This is a genomic window from Marinobacter sp. M-5 (assembly GCF_032911545.1).
GTDB classification, from domain to species: Bacteria; Pseudomonadota; Gammaproteobacteria; order Pseudomonadales; family Oleiphilaceae; genus Marinobacter; species Marinobacter goseongensis.
The window spans coordinates 704,610-723,003 of the sequence record NZ_JAWJEK010000001.1; the positions used below are offsets into that span (position 1 = coordinate 704,610).

The 18,394-nt window shown below is 60.3% G+C and carries 20 protein-coding genes; 10 read left to right on the forward strand and 10 right to left on the reverse strand.

The features are described 5' to 3' along the window. Positions 1-93 precede the first annotated feature (93 nt). Complete coding sequence (locus R0125_RS03225) at positions 94-333, forward strand: TIGR02647 family protein (protein WP_248182051.1); 240 nt, start codon at positions 94-96, stop codon at positions 331-333. A gap of 18 nt (positions 334-351) precedes the next feature. On the opposite strand, the gene R0125_RS03230 is transcribed toward R0125_RS03225, so the two are convergent. Continuing rightward, positions 352-864, reverse strand: a complete 513-nt coding sequence (locus tag R0125_RS03230; protein WP_317237123.1) for a DUF2244 domain-containing protein — start codon at positions 862-864, stop codon at positions 352-354. A gap of 156 nt (positions 865-1,020) precedes the next feature. On the opposite strand from R0125_RS03230, the gene mtgA reads away from it, so the two are divergent. Together mtgA and R0125_RS03240 are read left to right on the forward strand one after the other, a co-directional pair. Then, the gene (gene mtgA / locus R0125_RS03235; protein ID WP_317237124.1) at positions 1,021-1,716 is read left to right on the forward strand and encodes a monofunctional biosynthetic peptidoglycan transglycosylase; all 696 of its coding nucleotides are present in this window, start codon (positions 1,021-1,023) and stop codon (positions 1,714-1,716) included. A gap of 78 nt (positions 1,717-1,794) precedes the next feature. Continuing rightward, positions 1,795-2,676, forward strand: coding sequence for a chemotaxis protein (locus R0125_RS03240; RefSeq protein WP_248182048.1), 882 nt, complete (start codon positions 1,795-1,797; stop codon positions 2,674-2,676). Between the two features lie 18 nt (positions 2,677-2,694). Here the strand turns inward: R0125_RS03240 and R0125_RS03245 are convergent, their stop codons facing one another. Further along, entirely contained in the window at positions 2,695-4,356 is a 1,662-nt protein-coding gene (locus R0125_RS03245; RefSeq protein ID WP_317237126.1) for a murein L,D-transpeptidase, read from the reverse strand. Between the two features lie 225 nt (positions 4,357-4,581). Here R0125_RS03245 and R0125_RS03250 point away from each other — a divergent pair, with 225 nt between their 5' ends. Then, complete coding sequence (locus tag R0125_RS03250) at positions 4,582-5,247, forward strand: protein-L-isoaspartate(D-aspartate) O-methyltransferase (RefSeq protein WP_248182046.1); 666 nt, start codon at positions 4,582-4,584, stop codon at positions 5,245-5,247. A 4-nt stretch (positions 5,248-5,251) separates the two neighbouring features. On the opposite strand, the gene R0125_RS03255 is transcribed toward R0125_RS03250, so the two are convergent. Both R0125_RS03255 and R0125_RS03260 read right to left on the reverse strand, forming a co-directional pair. Further along, the gene (locus tag R0125_RS03255; RefSeq protein ID WP_317237127.1) at positions 5,252-6,058 is read right to left on the reverse strand and encodes a DUF1338 domain-containing protein; all 807 of its coding nucleotides are present in this window, start codon (positions 6,056-6,058) and stop codon (positions 5,252-5,254) included. Next, the gene (locus R0125_RS03260) at positions 6,048-7,148 is read right to left on the reverse strand and encodes an arginine N-succinyltransferase (protein WP_317237128.1); all 1,101 of its coding nucleotides are present in this window, start codon (positions 7,146-7,148) and stop codon (positions 6,048-6,050) included. The genes R0125_RS03255 and R0125_RS03260 overlap by 11 nt, the downstream gene beginning before the upstream one ends. A gap of 133 nt (positions 7,149-7,281) precedes the next feature. Here R0125_RS03260 and R0125_RS03265 point away from each other — a divergent pair, with 133 nt between their 5' ends. Next, positions 7,282-7,710 carry an Lrp/AsnC family transcriptional regulator gene (locus tag R0125_RS03265; protein ID WP_317237129.1) on the forward strand — a complete coding sequence of 143 codons (429 nt, stop codon included), beginning with the start codon at positions 7,282-7,284 and terminating at the stop codon, positions 7,708-7,710. A 35-nt stretch (positions 7,711-7,745) separates the two neighbouring features. Here R0125_RS03265 and R0125_RS03270 read toward each other — a convergent pair whose 3' ends face one another. Next, positions 7,746-8,024, reverse strand: a complete 279-nt coding sequence (locus tag R0125_RS03270; protein WP_248182042.1) for a YebG family protein — start codon at positions 8,022-8,024, stop codon at positions 7,746-7,748. Positions 8,025-8,151: 127 nt separating this feature from the next. After that, positions 8,152-9,066 (reverse strand): glutathione S-transferase family protein, encoded by a 915-nt coding sequence (locus tag R0125_RS03275; protein ID WP_317237130.1) that lies wholly within the window; start codon positions 9,064-9,066, stop codon positions 8,152-8,154. 413 nt (positions 9,067-9,479) lie between these two features. Here R0125_RS03275 and R0125_RS03280 point away from each other — a divergent pair, with 413 nt between their 5' ends. Next, positions 9,480-11,162 (forward strand): AMP-binding protein, encoded by a 1,683-nt coding sequence (locus tag R0125_RS03280; RefSeq protein ID WP_317237131.1) that lies wholly within the window; start codon positions 9,480-9,482, stop codon positions 11,160-11,162. Positions 11,163-11,274: 112 nt separating this feature from the next. On the opposite strand, the gene R0125_RS03285 is transcribed toward R0125_RS03280, so the two are convergent. Further along, entirely contained in the window at positions 11,275-11,472 is a 198-nt protein-coding gene (locus tag R0125_RS03285; RefSeq protein WP_317237132.1) for a hypothetical protein, read from the reverse strand. Positions 11,473-11,601: 129 nt separating this feature from the next. On the opposite strand from R0125_RS03285, the gene R0125_RS03290 reads away from it, so the two are divergent. Next, the gene (locus tag R0125_RS03290; protein WP_248182038.1) at positions 11,602-12,501 is read left to right on the forward strand and encodes a LysR family transcriptional regulator; all 900 of its coding nucleotides are present in this window, start codon (positions 11,602-11,604) and stop codon (positions 12,499-12,501) included. Here the strand turns inward: R0125_RS03290 and R0125_RS03295 are convergent. Next, positions 12,498-13,181: a lysozyme-like domain containing protein gene (locus R0125_RS03295; protein ID WP_248182037.1), complete on the reverse strand. Its 684-nt coding sequence runs from the start codon at positions 13,179-13,181 to the stop codon at positions 12,498-12,500. The genes R0125_RS03290 and R0125_RS03295 overlap by 4 nt on opposite strands. Positions 13,182-13,305: 124 nt before the next feature. On the opposite strand from R0125_RS03295, the gene R0125_RS03300 reads away from it, so the two are divergent. Further along, positions 13,306-14,127 carry a DUF2059 domain-containing protein gene (locus tag R0125_RS03300; protein WP_248182036.1) on the forward strand — a complete coding sequence of 274 codons (822 nt, stop codon included), beginning with the start codon at positions 13,306-13,308 and terminating at the stop codon, positions 14,125-14,127. A gap of 76 nt (positions 14,128-14,203) precedes the next feature. Beyond that, positions 14,204-15,406 (forward strand): Xaa-Pro peptidase family protein, encoded by a 1,203-nt coding sequence (locus R0125_RS03305; protein WP_317237133.1) that lies wholly within the window; start codon positions 14,204-14,206, stop codon positions 15,404-15,406. Here the strand turns inward: R0125_RS03305 and R0125_RS03310 are convergent. Both R0125_RS03310 and R0125_RS03315 read right to left on the reverse strand, forming a co-directional pair. After that, the gene (locus R0125_RS03310) at positions 15,379-16,341 is read right to left on the reverse strand and encodes a succinyl-CoA synthetase subunit beta (protein WP_317237134.1); all 963 of its coding nucleotides are present in this window, start codon (positions 16,339-16,341) and stop codon (positions 15,379-15,381) included. The genes R0125_RS03305 and R0125_RS03310 overlap by 28 nt on opposite strands. After that, on the reverse strand, positions 16,341-16,619 hold the full coding sequence (locus tag R0125_RS03315) for a peptidylprolyl isomerase (protein WP_248182033.1): 279 nt from the start codon (positions 16,617-16,619) through the stop codon (positions 16,341-16,343). Before R0125_RS03315 ends, R0125_RS03310 begins: the two co-directional genes overlap by 1 nt. A 183-nt stretch (positions 16,620-16,802) precedes the next feature. Here R0125_RS03315 and R0125_RS03320 point away from each other — a divergent pair, with 183 nt between their 5' ends. After that, a complete protein-coding gene (locus R0125_RS03320; protein ID WP_248182032.1) occupies positions 16,803-18,389 on the forward strand; it encodes an ABC-F family ATPase in 1,587 nt (528 codons plus the stop codon). The last annotated feature ends 5 nt before the right edge of the window (positions 18,390-18,394 follow it).

Sequence of the window (18,394 nt, forward strand, 5' to 3'; positions counted from 1 at the left end):
CGGGCTGACAATCAGGGGTGAAAAGACGTTGTAGAAAGCACGATCCTCGTATAGAACTTAAAGGGAAACTCCCAATGTTAACGAGGATCGTCCATGGCTTTTTCGCCTGATCATCTTGCTGAACTTAACCTGCTGGCCCTGTTCCATTCCACGTCCGCGCTGGAGGGCATCAAGGTGCACCAGCACTCCGCATCCGAAGAATCGGTGAGAGCGGCGCAGCGGTTGTATGACAAAGGACTGATATCCCAGAACGACGGTGGCTATCTCACCGCACTCGGCAGCGAGGCGGTCGAACTCACCCAGAAACTGCAATCGATCCTCACCAGTCCCTGACCGTCCGGTTGCCGGACATCAGAACCAGAAGCTCACGTTCGGTGACGGTGTCTGGCGATCCAGCGTCACGCCTTTTCCCTCCAGAATCCGTAGCAGAATCTGGGTATCTTCCACATTCAGGAATGGGCCGAGCGCGATCGTCTGATTCCGGTGCGTGAGGAACAGCTTGGGTGGTGCAAAGGGGTGGCGGGGCAAGCGGACTCTTACCCGGGTGTATTGGCCGGGGAAGTGCCACTCGCTGTGTTTCGTGGTGCGCCCCTTTTCGAGGGTAATGCCGCCGGGGCCAATCATCAGCACCTCGCGGGCCTGACAGTTCCGGGACGTGACATAAATGCCGGCAGCCAACGCCACCAGCTCCAGGCCGGCAAACGGCACAATGACCCATGCCCCGGCAATCGCCATACCCATGGAAATCACCAGAGACATCACAAACAGTACCAGCCAGATCCGCACGTTGCCTTGCCAGCCCAGCGAGCGATTGGGCGTCAGTAACAGGCGCACGCCCTGATCGCATTCCAGATGCTCTACCATTGACCTGATCCCGAAGCGGGTAGTGTAGATCTATACGCCGACAGTGCGGGTACCGATGAATGCACGCTGCCTGACGGAGCCGTAATTCAAACGGGGTAGAATTAACGACATACTACTCACCTCTGAGCATAGTTGCAGGCATGTGGGAGTTCCTGTTTGGCCAAGAAATCCGTATTCCGACGGTTTACCCGTCATGTTGCCTGGTTCCTGGCGGGCATTGCTGTGTTGCTGGTAACGACACTGCTGGTGCTGAGGTTCCTGAATCCGCCGACCACGGCCTTCATGCTGGCTCACAGTCTGGGCAAGGCGGACGGCAAGGTACATCATCAATGGATCGATTATGGGCGGATTTCACCGTGGATGCCGCTGGCGGTGGTTGCCAGTGAGGACCAGCGCTTCCCGGAGCATTGGGGGGTCGATTTTGCCGCGATCCGCAAAGCGCTTGATGAATACCGGGCCGGCGAAGGTCTCCGTGGGGCCAGCACCATCACCCAGCAAACCGCCAAGAACCTGTTCCTGTGGAATGGCCGGAGCTTTATCCGCAAAGCCCTGGAGGCGGGTCTGGCATTGGGGCTGGAGGCATTCTGGACCAAGCAGCGTATACTGGAGGTGTACCTCAACATCGCCGAATTCGGTCCCGGCATCTACGGCGTCGAGGCCGCCAGCCTGGCCTATTTCGGTGTCAGTGCCCGCGACCTCTCACGTTCCCAGGCGGCGCGGTTGGCGGCAGTGTTGCCCAATCCGAAAGTGCTCAGTGCGGGCGATCCGTCACCCTACGTGTGGGAGCGCGCTGCCTGGGTTCAGCGGCAAATGCAGCAGTTGAACGGGCCGGGTTACCTTCGCGGACTGTAGATTACTGATACCCTTCCGCGTGACGGCTCTGCTAGAGTATTTATGTTGTTTCACGCTGCCGAAGGATTCGCACCCTAAATGCCCAGACAAACCGCCCACGCCCAGAAGTTACTCCTGTTCAGCCTCACCGGTCAGAAACTGTTCGCCATCGGCACGCTGAAAATCCGCGAGATCCTGCCGTTTGCACGCCTGACACGATTGCCACACAGCCACGCTGCGGTGCTGGGGACCATGTCGTTCCGTGGGGCAGCCGTGCCGGTCATCGATATGGCTGCGGCCGTCGGTGGCCAAGCGTTGACGACGGACGAGCTGACGTCGGCATCGATCATCGTGACCGATATCCAGCGCCAGGAAATCGGTTTCGTGGTGCGAAGCGTGAACAAGATTATTGAAGCGGACTGGAAAAACGTGAAGTCGCCCCCGGCAGCGCTGGGCGATCAGGCCTTCCTGACTGGCTTGATTGACCTTGAGGGTGATTTGATTCAGTTGCTGGACGTGGAGCTGCTGCTTTCCAAAGTCTATCCCGCTGCAGTGGACGCCGAAGCCGCGGCGTTGACCGATAGGGAGAGCGAAACCCTGCGTGCCCAGCGCATTCTGCTGGTTGACGATTCCCAGGTGGCCCGCAAGCAGCTGTCGGACGTTCTCGACAACAAGGGCATTTCCTACGAAGTGACCACCAACGGACAGAACGCGTTGACGATGTTGCTGGAAGCGGACAGCAACGGGCGCCCGGTGGACATACTGGTCAGCGATATCGAGATGCCGGGGCTGGATGGCTACGAGCTGGCATTCACCATTCGTGACAACACCGCGCTCAAGCAGCCTTACATCATCCTGCACACCTCACTGAACAGTGAGATGAGCCTGAGCTATGCCAATCAGGTCGGCGCCAACGAGGCACTGACCAAATTCGATGCCAATGAACTGATGCAGGCGATGTTGCGGGGCGCAGCCAGTTAAAATGGCTGATAAGGACGCTCAGTTGGCACTGGCCTGATGAATTCGGCCATCATAGTCCAGTGAGGTTTCCAACGCGGCTGTGACCGGGCCGTTGCGTTCATAAATGTCGTCGCGCAAGTTCAGTGTGCCGGCGTCGTCTACCCATGCCGTCCAGTATTCCAGGTGCACCGGTACCGGGTTTTCAAGATAGACCTTGGTCAGCTCGCGGGAGTCGAGCACGCGATTCAGCCGGTTGCCGGACCATCCGTTCTGGCTTTCCAGCAACAGGCGGGCGAGTTCCAGGGAGTTTTCCACGCGGATGCAGCCGGAGCTGAACGAGCGTTGACTGCTGGCGAACAGGTGCCGGGCCGGGGTGTCGTGCAGATACACATCGAATTCGTTCGGGAACATGAACTTCACCTGCCCCAGGGCATTGCTCGGGCCGGGTTCCTGAATCAGCTGAAACGGAAAGTAGTTTTCAGACAGCGCCCACCAGTCAACGGTATCCGGGTCGACCGGTATGCGGTCGGGTCCCCAGCCGCGATACAACGAAAAGCCCAGGTTGCTCAGATAGTCCGGATTCTGGCGAATAACCGGTAACTGGTCCTCGATCATGATGCTACGGGGTACCGTCCAGCTGGGGTTGATAACCAGGTGACGAATGCTGTCGCTGAACAGCGGCGTCTGACGGTAGGGGCGGCCCACAATCACCCGGGTGCGCATAACCTCCTCACCCTTGCGAATCATGGTGAGCTCGAATCCGGCCACGTTGACAACGATGTAGGTGTCTCCGGGTTGCTCTGGCAGCCAGCGCCAGCGCTCCAGGTTGGCGTCAATCTGGGTGAGGCGCTTTGCCGGTGTGAGGTTTATCGCGGCCAGGGTATCCCGGCCAATCAGGCCGTCGTCATCCAGCCCGTGCCGTGCCTGAAATCGTTGCACAGCGGCCACCAGGGCACGGTCGTGCCGGGTGGCAATCGCTTCTGGGGCGTCGCTGTCCGGGTGGGGGTGGTCACCCAGAGCCCTCAGCCGTTGCCGGACGTGCGGCACGCGTTCATCGCTGTTTCCCGGCCGGATGGTCTCGCCCTCCGGGATGCGTTCCCAGGGCTCACGCATCAGCGCAGCCACGGCCGCCCGGGCGCTCAGCAATTGCTGATAGCCCGGCGTGGCGGGGGCCAGGCGTTTCAACCCTTGCTCAACGTTGTCGGCCGCCAGGGCCTCCGCCAGAAGGTCGTCGATGCCGCGGTCCGGGTGGCTGGCGTCCGGCTCCGGACGCAGATCTTCCGGGTTCACCTTGCCGTAGCGCAAATGAGACGCCAGCAGCAGGGCGCTGTCGGTCAGTAGCAGATCGATGTCGGCCTGGGCTTCGGCGTCCAGGTGCCGGGTATCGCCGGCAGCCACGCGCGTGAGTTGCGCCAGGTTGTAGTCGTTGGGGGACAGGCCATGGTGTTGTGCTGCCGCTACGGCATCGAGCAAAGCCCGGCGATCCGCTGCCTCGCTCCAGGCGAGGGTATAATCCCGCTCCCGATAGAAGCTTGAGAGGGTCTTGTCGCTGGTGAGAATCTTGCCAAGGGCGCTGACGGGGAAGTCCAGATCTATGGCGCCCATGCGGGTGCGGATGGTGTCGTTGGCCACGCTGCCCATGGAGCACAGGCACAAGGCTGACAGAAGCATCCCTCTTACTGCCATGGAACCTGAGGTCATTCTGCCTCTCCGCCCAGAAAACATGAATTGGTTCACACAATCCTAGTCCTTTCCAGCTCGAGACAAAAGCAGAAGCTTTGCCTGCGGCCCCGGGTGACATGCAATGTGACAGCCCGGGGTGAAGCCTTCGGTCGGCGGATCGGTCTGGATATTGACCGGCGTCAAGGGGAGCGCGTCAGGGCAGGGGTAGGCTGGAATTTCACCCCTTTGCATCAGGTGCACAGAATGGACGCGCCCGATTTTACCGCCCGCCGGGCGTCGATGGTGGATTACCAGGTCCGCGGTCGGGGCCAGTTCTCGCCCGCGGTTCTGGCTGCAATGCGTCGGGTCAGGCGGGAGCAGTTTGTGCCGGACGAGCTGCGCGAGCAGGCCTACGACGACGGCCCGTTGCCCATCGGCCATGGCCAGACCGTGTCCCAGCCCTACATCGTGGCACTGATGGCGGAGGCCCTGTCGATGCAGGGCGGAGAGAAGGTGCTGGATATCGGAACCGGCTCAGGTTATGGCGCGGCAGTGCTGGCTTGCATTGCCGGGGAGGTGTTCGGTATCGAGCGGCTTCCGCAACTGGCGCAGCAGGCGTGCCGCGTGCTGCTGGCTGAGGGCTTCCTGAATGTCCATGTGCGCTGCGGTGACGGTACACTGGGGTGGCAGGAGGTAGCCCCGTTTGACGGCATTGTGGTGGCGGCGGGCGGCCCGGGGATTCCCGAAACCCTCAAGAATCAGCTTGTCATCGGGGGTCGGCTGGTGATGCCGGTCGGCTCGGAATTCGGAGGTCAGGAGCTGGTGCTCATCACCCGGGTGTCCCGCTCCGGGTTCGAGCGTGAAAGCCTGGGAGAAGTGCGCTTCGTTCCTCTGTTAGGTGCCGAGGGCTGGCCCGCAGAGAACCGCTAGCCCATCAGCCCGTTGTGTTGGTGCTCTCGAAGATCTTGTCGGCCGACGCGGCGACAAAGCCCGGATACAGCTGGCCGCTGGCGTCGGGATAGCGCAGCGCAAATTCATAGAAACAGCTGGGTATGGTTGCCGTCCTGTCAGAGAACTGCACCGGAATGCGGTCGGCCATGGTCGACGACTGCTCAAGCAGCTCTGCAGGCGACCCCTTGATCTCGCCGCCAGAGCTGTTGACCCGATAGCCCTTGTCTTTCAACAGCTGGTTGATGCCTGAGACACTGTGAAACTGCCCGAGCTGGTTGATGCTGACCGTGAAGTGATTGGCACGGAAGCCCCAGGCAGCCAGCCATCCGGCGTATTCGCTTTCCTGCAACAAGGTCTGGTAGGTGGCGTAATCGAGATCCCAGTGGCGGCCGGAATACAGAAAATTGTCGGCGGACACGCTGGCGGGCGACACCTGGGCCACCAGGTTACGGACAACAGCCTGCAGATCAGGCGAGCATTGCTCGGTTAACAATTCGGAGATGAAGACTTTCGGGGCCAGTGGGTCCGGGTGTTCATAATGGCGGGCATAGAGCTTTTTGGCGCCGAACCGGTACTCACCACCGGCGTAATAGCCCAGCGAGGTGAAGTGTTCCGCGAGGGCGTCCAGCCCTACCGGGGCCAGGTTGAAGGTGCGCAGGGCGATGTGGTCGTTGACAATGCCCTGGCCCTCCTCGGCGCCCAGAATGCGGTGAAGGCCTTCGGCCGAAGGGGTCACTCTGCGGTAGTCTTCCCACAAGTGGTGGAACAGCGATTCCCGATCAGTGTGCATAGCGGGCCTCCAGTAACGGTGAGTGCCTGCGTGGCTGTTTCTGGTCTGCGGTTGGAGCCAGTGCAAGACAGCGGGCGACCGAACCGGTTTCCAGCATCAGTTTGCCGGCCAGAGAGCGGGGAACACTCAGCAAACGGTGGTGCGGCAGCCAGGTTGCCCCATGGGTGATCGTAGCGCGAAAATCGCGGACACCGCCATTGGTCAGTAACAGGGCCTGGTTAAGGTGGCCCGGCCGGTTGCGAGTGATCGCGGGTACGTTGTCATCCACCACCTGAACCCGGCAGGCCTCAGAACCCTGAATGCTGGCAATGCCGGCAAGCGGTGACTCGACGGTAGGGCCAGCATCAAACAGGTCCACATAGCCGGTGTAGCGGAAACCCTCGTCCGTCAGCATTTTCAGGGCGGGCCGGGTGCGCTCGTGAACCTCACCGATCACCCGGCGAGCCTGCTCACCGATGGAAGCGGTGCACAGGGACCCGCCAGGTAGCAGCTTGTCGAGCAGGCGGGTGTCGCCGGTGCCGGCCAGGCGCGTAACCGTGGCAAAATCGAGGTTGCCCGCCTGCGCCCGTAACCCGTTCCAGAAAGGCGACTGGCCGTGCTCGTCTGATACTCCCCGCATTTCGGCGATCACCGTGTCCTCAAAGCGTTGTGGGTGCTGGGCCATGAACAGGAAGCGTACTTTTGACAACAGTTTGCCCGCCTGCGGTCGCCGATCACCTGGCCGCAGATACAGGCTGCAGATTTCGCTGCAACCGGTGTAGTGGTTGCAACGGATCAACTGGTCTGGTTCATCCGCCGTTCCCAGAGCGCCAGCGCTGTGTCGAAAATGAAACAGCGGGCGATCCTGCCCGGCGCGGGCTTCGATGGCCGTAGTGCCCATGACACGTCCGCTGTTTTCATCCACCAGCACGAACAGATAATGCTCATCGTCAGGGGTCCGGGGTGATCGGGCAAAGCTGTCGATACTGAGAGCGATCTTGCGCCTCAGAAAGTCCGGGTCATCCACCAGTGAGGTAAACCCCGGGCCGGATTCCCGGGCGATGGCACGCAGTGCTTCCAGGTCCTGATGCTGGATCGGGCGAATAATCATGGTGTAACCCCGCGGCGGATCGGTTCTGATTGTTTGTATTGGGGCAGTATGTAAGGGAGCAATGCCGGTTTGTAGTGGCAAAATTAACGGAATAATGAAATCATTTATCAAAATGACGAAATGAGTGGGCATTATGCTTGGAACACAGGATCAGAGGCTGTTGTTGCTGCTGCGGCAGAACGCCAGAACCAGTGTGTCGGACCTTGCGCGTGCGCTTAACCTGTCCCGCTCGACGGTGCAGCATCGGCTGGCGCGCCTTGAAAGCAGCGGTGTGATCAAGGGCTATTCGGTGCAGCTGGGGGACCGATTCGAAGCCAGCCAGGTGGAGGCTCACGTCTCCATCAAGGTGATTCAGAAGCTGACGTCGCGCACCAACGTGGCACTGGAAAACATCAGTCAGGTGTCACAGCTGTTTTCGGTAAGCGGTGAGTACGACCTGATCGCGATTGTTCAGGCCCAGTCTCTGGAGGAGTTGAGTTCGGTTCTGGATGACATCGGCAATCTGGAGGGGGTGGAACGCACCAACTCGTCGGTGGTGCTGGAAACGCGCTTCCGGCGCTGAGGCTGTGCGCTCCTCCCTGAGCGCGGACGCCGCTGTTACTCGGTCAGCGCCGTCTGGTTCAGCAACGACGGCTTTTTCAGTGCACGGCCGAACAAGTCTTTTTCCTCGGCGATGGCCAGCGCCGCTTTTTCCGCCAGGGCCTCGTCCATGCCCTCAACCCGAGCCTGCAGGAACTGGGTGATTTCTTCCGCGAGTTCCAGCACCTTGTCTCGTGCATCGGCGTCCGCTTTGGATGAAAACAGCAGTGTATCCGGGTTTTTCAGCGCCATCTCCAGTCCATCCCTTTCCGAGTAGTACAGTGCTTGTACAGCCATGAATCTCTCCAATGGGGTCCCCCGCCGGCAGGGCGCGGCGCGGGAGAGTCGTTACGAATGGAAAGCAGTGTAGCGCACCGAAGCTGTATATGTATACAGTTGTCAGTGCGTGCTTCCGGGCGTTGGCTCAGGCAGCGGTTATGGCAAAACCCTGCGCCGGGAAGTGCACGTGCACGGTCCCGGTTCTGGGGTGTTCCCGCTTCAGGATGGTGGTGTGCTCATTGCCGAACAGGAGCAGGCCCTGCACAGGGTCACGGCCGTAATCGTCTGGCGCCACGGTCACAGCCTGCCCGGTGAGGGGGTGTTCAGAGGCTGCCTCCAGTGCTCTGGGGTCGGCGGTTCTGGCGATATCCAGAGCCTGTTCATCCGTGATTTCTGCACGCTGGCCATGGCCGAAGGATCGCATCCGTTGAAGCCAGCCTTCAACTCGCGGGTAATCCCGGAGCCAGGGCTTGCCCGCCAGGTCACACGCGAACCAGAGTCCGTGGTAGGCAGAAAAATCTGCGACGCAGGGTGTGTCTCCGAACAGGAAGTCCTGTTCCAGCATGCCTTCCATCTGCGCCATGTGCGCCAGCACCCGAGCCTTGGCTTCAGGCCCCTTGAGCGCCTTTACCCGGGCCTTGCGCCCCATATTGATCCGGTCTTTCAGGAAGCGGAAGGTGTTGTACAGAGAGGTTTCACGGATCAGCTTTTTCAGCATACGGCCGTCACTGGCGGCGATCACGCAGGCCAGGAATACCTCGAGATCGGCTTCCCGCACAAAGTCCTGCACCGCCTGTGGCTGCTGTTCCAGAATCAACTCGGGCTTGCCACTGAGCCGCGCAATTTCCCGCGCGACAGAGCGGGTATCACAGAATACGTCCGCCCCCAGTTGCGCCACCGGGATTTTCCGGTAGCCGCCGGCGAGCTTGTCCAGCACGGGTCGCGGCGGCATCTCTTTCACGATGACAGACTGCCAGCTGAGGCCGGCATAGCCGAGCATGGCCCGCGTCTTCTCACCGAAAGGTGACATGGCATAGTGATACAGAATAAGTTCTTGCATGGATGTGGTCCCTGGCTTTTGTGAGTGCTCAGAGCATACACGGATCAGGGGGCATCATGCGATGACTGCCGGTGGGATTGACCTAGGAAACCAAAAGCCCGGCCGAGGCACAATAGATAAAGGCCGCAGAACCCATCAGGATGAAGCCCCAGGCAGGGAAGATCAGGTAAGAGCGATTTGTTGTTTTCATGGGCATCTCCGGAAGTGACCCTGTTTAGTACGCTGAGCCACCAACTGTAGACCATCCTGCGCAACTGTCACGATTCGATTGCGCGCTGGCCTGCAATAAAGTAACAATCAGTCAGTTTTTGAGGCACCAGCGGCTATTGAGTAAGGGTGAAATGCCGGTAGTATGCAGATGACCTGAAACAAAGAGTCAGTCCGTGTCTGACAATAACAACAAGGAGCCCAAGATGGCTGTAGACCTTGAGAAGCAATCCTCCCTTCATTGCCTGTACTACTGGGCAAACAAGAATCCGGACAACGTATACCTGACCCAGCCATTTCCGGACGGGCGGGTCGAAGACATCACCTGGAGCCAGGCTGCGGACCAGGTGTCGCGCATGGCGGCTCACCTGAACAGCCTGGCGTTACCCGAACGCAGCAACATCGGCATTCTTGGCAAAAACAGTGCCCACTGGATCCTCGCGGATCTGGCCATCTGGGCGGCCGGTCATGTGTCTGTTCCCCTATACCCGACCCTCAACGGTGACACCGCGGCCTACATCCTTGAACACAGCGAGGCAAAACTGCTGTTTCTGGGCAAGCTCGATGGCACCGCCGATGGCTGGAATGACATCAAAGGCCACATACCGCCGGAACTGCCGATGATCTCATTGCCCATGTCGCCGCGGGACGACACGCCGAAGTGGCTGGACATCATTGCCGGATGCGAGCCGGCTGAACCGAAACTGCCCGACCCGGACGCGTTGGCGACCATTGTCTACACCTCCGGCAGCACCGGTCGCCCGAAAGGCGTGATGCACAGTTTCCGCACTATGATTTCAGTGGCCGATGGTTTGCAGCAGCTGTTCCCGGTGTCATCGGATGAGCGCATGCTGTCCTACCTGCCGCTGGCCCACGTTGCCGAGCGCGCGGCGGTGGAAACCCAGTCGCTGTATTACGGCTTCCACCTGTATTTCGCCAACTCGCTGGATACCTTCCAGGAGGATTTGCAGCGGGCCCGACCGACGCTGTTCTTCTCGGTGCCGCGGTTGTGGATGAAGTTTTACCTGGGCGTTAACGCCAAGCTGCCGCCGAAAAAGCAGAAAGTGCTGTTCAACATTCCGATTCTCAAATCGGTGGTGAAGAAAAAAGTGCTCAAGCAATTGGGGCTGGATCACTGCCGCGCGGCTCTCACCGGCGCTGCGCCGCTGTCCGGCGAAATCATTGCCTGGTATCGCGGCCTGGGGCTCGAGCTGCTGGAGGTCTACGGGATGTCCGAGAACTTCGGTTATTCCCACGCCAACCGCCCCGGCCAGGCCAAGGTCGGCACCGTGGGTATGGCCAATCCGGGGGTCGAGCACCGCCTGGGTGAGGGTGATGAGGTCGAGGTGAAGAGCCCCGGCCAGATGCTCGGGTACTACAAGAACGAAGAGAAAACCCGGGAAGATGTAACCGATGACGGCTTCCTGAAAACCGGTGATATGGGCGAAATTGATGGTGATGGCTGCCTGCGGATCACCGGCCGGGTCAAGGATCTGTTCAAGACCTCGAAAGGCAAGTACGTGGTGCCGGTTCCTATCGAGAACCGGTTCAACCATCCGAAAGCCGAGGTGGTGTGTGTGGCCGGTGCCAATCAGCCGCAGCCATGCCTGATGGTGCTGTTGTCGGATGAGGCAAGGGAGGCGCTGGAAACCGGTGGTAGTCGTGCGGAGCTCGAGCAGGAGCTGGCGCAGGAGCTGGAAGCGGTGAATGCCGAATGCGAAGCCCATGAAAAGCTCGCGTTCGTGGTAGTGGTCAAGGACCCCTGGACCATGGAAAACGGCATGTTGACGCCTACCATGAAGATCAAACGCAACGTGATTGAGGACTACTACAACCGGAAGATGGACGAGTGGTTCGGTCAGAAGACCAAAGTGGTCTGGGAGTTCTGAGTCTACAACGAAAAACACCGGTGGACCGTGCCTGCGGCGCCACCGGTGTTCCTGACATCCTTTTTCACATCTTTGCGCAAACCCTTCCCTGCTCCTGACGCCCGCTTCGGGTTCAGTGGCCGCCTTGCATTGCCTGGGGCATGTCCGTAGTTGCAGCCTGGGCGCGACGACCTGCAATGCGCAGCTTCCTGCCGATGAACTGAACCGCCTGCCTGGTGGCAGCGCGGGTATACTGGCGCCTGACCTCAACACTGTTGTGGAGGATGCTGGACGGCAGCGGGTGAACGGTTGCGATATGCTTCTGAGTCATAGCGCCTTCCTCCTTGTAGGGGGTGGGTTAGTTAGGGATCTATCTTTAATTTACAAACAATTCTAAGGGTTCTTATTTGCAGCATAAATACGTTAAAATCCGTACTCACGTTGCAAATATGCAGTAACTATGGACTGGGATTATCTTCGATATATTCACGCACTGGCAATAGGCGGAACACTCGCCAGGGCCGGCGACATTCTGGGTGTTCACCAGACCACGGTGTTGCGGCGGCTCGACCAGATGGAAGAGGCTCTGGGAGTGCAGTTTTTCGAGCGTTCCCGGGACGGTTTGCAGCTCACACCGGTGGGCGAAACCGCGTTCAGGGAAGCCCAGCGGCTGACCGTCGAGATGGACAATCTCGAGCGCAAGCTGGTCGGCCAGGACTCCGCACCGGTAGGCAAGGTTCGCCTGGCGGCGGAGGATGCCATGATGGCGCCGTTGCTCAGCCCGATACTGTCCGATCTGGTGCGGGAGTTTCCGGATATCGAGCTGGAAGTGCTGACCGATAACGACGTGGCCAACCTCAGTCATCGGGAGGCGGATCTGACCCTGCGCCCCGAGAACAAGCCCCAGGCAACTCTGGAGGGTGAGCGCGTCGCCGCCGTTGAGTCTGCGGTGTATGGCTCGGCGCAGTACTGCCGGCGACATCGCAATATGGACGTCGAGAGTCACCCGGAGGGCTGCGTATGGATCATTCCGGATGAGACCTTCAGCCACCTGGCGACCGGGCGCTGGTACCGCAAGCATCTGAAAAATGTGCCATCGGTGATTCGCTGCAACAGCCTGCAGTCGATGCACGCATTGGCCATCGCAGGCGCCGGCCTGGCGGTGCTGCCGTGTTACCTGGGGGAAAGCGCGAGAGAGCTGCGGCGGCTGTCGGAGCCTCTGGAAGGCGAGAGCGTTGATTTGTGGCTGCACGTCAACCACGACACCCAGCAAATGGCGAGGGTGAGGATCGTCATGGAGTATCTGGTGGAGCGATTACAGTCACTGCAGACGCTGATCGAACCCCGGCGCCAGGCCTAGCCACAGATCGGCCAGAACTGATACCAGCGCCAGCACTGGAACTCTTTCTCGCAGCTTTTCAACTGGTTGTCGTAGCGATAGGCGCGGGTTTGCACCCGTGAGGCGAGCTCGACGATGCGCGGTTTGGCCTCATAGCTTCGTCGGGCATAGCCGGTGCGGCCTTCGTGGTAGGCGAGGTACAGGTTGCGCGGGCTGTGAAAGGGAATGCCGAGCTGGCGGTTGGTCAGATAATTGTACCAGCCGACAAAATCCAGGGCATGTTCCATATGGGTCCGCACCACAAAGGGCCCGTCACCGTTCGCTTCCAGGTACTCGCCCCAGGCCGGGTCCAGCGCCTGCGCGTAGCCATACGCCGAGGTTGGTCTGGTCCAGGGTATGAATCCCCAGAGCGTGCGTCGCGGGGGGCGCGCGTGGCTCCGAAAGGACGATTCGTAATACACGAAGGCCATCTGTGTAGCGATGGGCGTGCCCCATTTCTCCTCGGACTGTCTGGCGTAGTCATACCACACCGGTTGTTCGCGGAAGATCTCACACACGTTCTCCTGCTGCAGGGGCGGCTCAGGCTCAAGCAGGCTGAACCTCAGGGTTGCCCAGCTGGCGATCACCAGGCCGAGCACCGGCAGCCCGTACCACTTCAGTCGAGACTTCCAAACATTAAGACGTTTGCTGAGCTTACTCATGGGCTGGAAAACCAGAACCCTCCGTTACCCTACCAATTTGTCATCAAACCACACCCGGTATCGCTTGCAGGGGGTGCTTTTACCGTGGCATAAACCGCCCATCAATCTTCTCGGATGATAGGCCATGAAAGCATTTTCCCAAATTAAACCGGTTTTAGTTTCCGTCGCTCTTTTGTGGGGGACGGCTCAGGCCGCTCCATCTGCCGATGCAGTGCTGGCGGCATCACCCATTGATGACATCGTTGCCCAGTACCCGGCGATGATGAGCCAGGGTATCCGCGACGGGCTCAAGCAAAGTGGCCGGGTGCCGCCGTTCGCGGCAGACACCATTGGCCACATGGTCAGCAACAGCTTTAACGCGCAGAAGATTCAGGCGGAGATCACCGCTGACCTGGAATCCACGCTCAGCGATGCGCAATTGCAGTCGGTGATGGACTGGTACGACACCCCGCTGGCGCAGAAAATTGCCGCTGCGGAAATCGCCGCGTCGCGGCCGGAAGCCTGGGCGGAAATCCAGACCCGCGCAGCGGAACTCAACAGGCGCTTCCGCGGCAGCGAGCGTGTCGACATGTTTGACCGTTTCGACAAGGCCTCGCGCGCAACCGAGAGCGCGGTCGACACCTCCATTGCCGTGCAGCTGGGCCTGGCGACCGCGTTATCCGCTCTGAAAGGCAGCGATGCGGCGTCCTTCGAGCAGATTCAGTCGCAGATCGAGAGCCAGCGCGGCATGCTTGAGGGTATGGTGAACCAGCAGGTTTTCGACAGCTACCTGTTTACCTATCGCGACATCAGCGCGCAGGAACTGGCGCTGTACATTGCATTTCTGGAGAGTGACGCGGGCTCCGGTTTCTCCCGCGTGGTCACTAACAGCATTCAACGCGCCATTACTGCCCCGATTGAGTCCATTGGCAGCCAGATGGTGCGCTTTCTCAATCCCGGGAGCTGATTCCCGGGCCGAGAGTTGATCAACGGAAGTTTTGGGTCCACCCTTCTGAAAGGAAGCGTTTGCGGGAGGATGCCCCATGGACTTCAATGCCTACCAGACTGCACTGTCCAGTGTCGCACGGGGCGCGGAGTGTCCGTTCCCACCCGCAGAATTCGAGTCCCGGCTGGCCAGGGTGCGGGCGGGTATGGCCCGAGACGACATCAGTGCGCTTCTGCTCACTGACCCTTCCGATATCTTTTACCTGACCGGCTACAGCACCTTCGAGGTGTCGGTGCACGTGGCGCTGGTGGTGACGCCTGCCAGCCTCCTGTTGCAGGTGCCCTCCATCGAGATGGGGCCGGCCATGGTCACCACCCGGGTGGAACAGGTGGTGGGGTATCGCTGGGAAGGCATCGGCGAGGTGCTGGAGCCACTGGTCGAAGCGCTGTCGGGGTTCGAGGAGCGGGTCGGCGTTGATTTCTGGCACGGCTCCCTGCGGCACGGTGTGATCGAGGGTGTCCGGACCCGCCTGCCGGATATCCGGTTTGTCGACAGCGCCTTGCTCCTCAAGCGCGTGCGTATCGTGAAATCCCCGGCGGAACTGGCCTGTCTGCGGCGCAGCGCGCACACAACCGGCCTGGGCCTGAAGGCAGCAGTGGCGGCAGTCAGGCACGGCGTCACCGACAACGAGATCGCCGCGGTTGGCGCCGAGGCGCTGCTGGCCGCTGGCAGTGAGTTCATGAGTATGCAGCCCATTGTCACGGTCGGTCACCGCAGCAGCATTATCCACACCAACCACAAACGCTTTGCCATTGAGCCGGGCGACCCGGTGTTTCTGGAATTCGGCGCAGCCTGGAAACGGTATACCGCCCCGATGATGCAGACAGTGGTCGCCGGAGTGCCGACCCGATCAATGCAGCGGGTGTTTGACGGCTGCCGTCGGGTGGTGGAGGCCTTGCTCGAGACAATAAGGCCGGACGTCAGTTTCGATGCCGCAGCCCGCGCCGGAGAAAAAGCGCTGGCACCGCTGGCGGGTGAGGTGTTTTTCTCCGGGGTGTTCGGCTACACCGTGGGTGCGCAGTTTCCGCCTTCCTGGGTGGAAGGGTCCGGGTTCATCGCCCGGGGGCAATCCTCACGTTTCCAACCGGGCATGGTGTTTCATCTGCCGCTGTGTCTGCGAATACCGGGCCAGTGGGGGATCGGTTGCAGCGAGACTCTGCTGGTCACGGACGCCGGCACCGAAGCCCTGACTACGAATCCCTGGTCGCTGGCTCAGTCCAGCCTCAGCTCTGTCAGGTAGACGGTGCGCGGCTGGGGGAGCCGGATCACAAAAAGCCCCAGTCTGCGGATGTCGGACATGTCCATGGTGCGGGTTCCCGGCGCGTTCTTAACGTCGTCCAGGTTCAAGGTGAAACGGTTGATCCCCGGCTTCAGTTCCAGTTGGGTGTTGAAGCGATCGCCGTAGGTGTTGGCCTCGCGCTCGTGGGCGACGTCGTTGATTCTCAGATTCATAATGAAGCTGTCGCTGTGGGGATTGAACAGCGACAGCCTGAGCTGGTCGTAGCCGCGCCAATCCGGTGCCAGGTTGTCCAGAGACGCGCCGGAGTATAGTTTGGTGTTCAGTGAGATCTCCAGGCTTTTCCCGTCAGTCCGCTCGCTGGCCCCGGCATGCAGGGATGAGGGCGTCACCGGTCCGCGCCAGAAACGTGTGGGCTGTTCGTGGGAAAAGTTGTACAGCAGCGGGAGCTGGCTGTTGATCTCGAACTGCCTCGAGGCCACCACGCCGGCGGCACCCAGTTCAAAAATAACCAGTGCCAGCGACGCTAGCGCCAGTGCGCGCGTGGAGCCCGGGGTGCGGGTTTTGGACGTAAGCAGGGGGTGCCAGGCAAGCACCAGCCAGGTGCCCATCTGATTGCGCAGTACGTCGCGCCAGTCTTCCTGCCGCGCCAGTCCGGACTGCAGCAATTCGATGGCGATACCGATCGCCAGTACCACCAGAGTGACGGTCAGCCACAAACGCCAGCCCTGCAGCCAGCGCCACGGCTGGACCGCGTAGGTGGCCAGCGCGAAAAAGATGAGATGGCCAAGATCCCACAAAGCCCTGTCCAGGGGCGTCGACGACCAGTCCGGCCCACCGACAAAAAACAGGGGAACGATCAGAACAACCCCCACCGCAGCCAGTATTTGTAGAAGCTGGCCGCTGCAGAGGTTTTGCAGGATGGATCCGGTTCTCATCAGCCCCGGCTGGTCACTTCCAGCAGGTGGTAGCCGAACTGGGTCTTGACCGGGCCGATCACGGTGTTCAGCTCGCTGTTGAACACCGCCTTATCAAACTCCGGCACCATCTGGCCCGGGCCGAACGAGCCCAGATCACCGCCGTTGCGGCCGGAAGGGCAGGAGGAGTGCTGTTTCGCCGCGTCGGCGAAATCCTGGCCGCCTTCGATGGCTTTTTTGAGCTCTTCGCATTTTGCTTCGCTGTCGACCAGGATGTGGCGTGCGGTTGCCTGTGTCATGGATAGTGTCCTGTAGGTTTTGGTGAATGAATACTTCAGGGTAGGAATGCTGCCCGCCCTGCCGGCCGGAGGCAAGTGCTTTTTATCCGTGTTTCTGCGGCCTCACGGTTCCGGCCGCAAACCTGTACAATGCCGCCTTTTCTTTGCCGGCGCATCCGGCCCTCACACAGACAGGTCAGTTTCTTGATTTCCACCGCCAATATCACCATGCAGTTCGGGGCCCGGCCCCTGTTCGAAAACGTATCCGTCAAATTCGGCAATGGCAACCGCTACGGCCTGATCGGCGCCAACGGTTGCGGTAAATCCACGTTCATGAAAATTCTCGGTGGCGACCTGGAACCGTCCTCCGGGCAGGTCATGCTGGAGCCCAACATTCGACTGGGTAAGCTGCGGCAGGATCAGTTCGCCTATGAAGAGTGCTCGGTCATGGACACGGTGATCATGGGTCACGAAGAGCTCTGGCAGGTCAAGAAAGAGCGCGACCGCATCTATTCCCTCGCGGAAATGAGTGAGGAAGATGGCATGGCCGTGGCCGATCTGGAAGTGCAGTTCGCCGAAATGGACGGTTATACGGCGGAGTCCCGCGCCGGCGAACTGTTGCTGGGCCTGGACATTCCCCTGGAACAGCACGACGGCCCCATGAGCGCCCTCGCACCGGGCTGGAAGTTGCGGGTTCTGCTGGCCCAGGCGCTGTTCTCCGACCCGGACGTGCTGCTGCTGGACGAGCCCACCAACCACCTGGATATCAACACCATCCGTTGGCTGGAAAACATCCTGGTGGCCCGCAACAGCACCATGATCATCATCTCCCACGACCGCCACTTCCTGAACAGCGTGTGCACTCACATGGCGGATCTGGACTATGGCGAGCTGCGCCTGTTTCCGGGCAATTACGACGAATACATGACAGCCGCTACCCAGGCCCGCGAGCGCATGTTGTCGGACAACGCCAAGAAAAAGGCGCAGATTGCTGAGCTGCAGCAGTTCGTCAGCCGTTTCTCCGCCAACGCCTCCAAGGCCAAGCAGGCCACCTCCCGCGCCCGTCAGATCGACAAGATCCAGCTGGAAGAGGTGAAGCCCTCAAGCCGGGTGAGCCCGTTTATCCGTTTCGAACAGGGCAAGAAGCTGCATCGCCAGGCAGTCACCCTCGACAAGATGAGCAAGGGGTTTGATGAGAAGCCTCTGTTCAGGAACCTGAGCCTGCAGGTAGAAGCCGGCGAGCGGGTGGCCATCATCGGCCCCAACGGTATTGGTAAAACCACGCTCCTGCAGTGCATGGCCGGCGCCTATACCCCGGACAGCGGCGAGGTGAAGTGGACCGACAGCGCCGAGGTGGGCTATTTCGCCCAGGACCATACTGCGGACTTCGCCAGCGACGATACGCTGTCGGACTGGATGGCCCAATGGACCACCGGTGGTGAGCAACTGGTGCGCGGTACGCTGGGGCGGATGCTGTTCTCCGGCGATGATATCGGTAAGTCCGTGCGGGTGATTTCCGGTGGTGAGCAGGGGCGTATGCTGTTCGGCAAGCTGATTCTGCAGAAGCCCAACGTGATGCTGATGGATGAGCCGACGAACCACCTGGATATGGAGTCCATCGAGGCGCTGAACCTGGCGCTGGAGAACTACCCGGGTACGCTGATTTTCGTCAGCCACGATCGGGAGTTTGTTTCTTCTTTGGCTACTCGGATTATTGAACTCAAGGCCGACGGGATTACTGACTTCAGCGGGTCTTACGATGATTATCTGAGGAGTCAGGGGTACCTGTAGGGGCC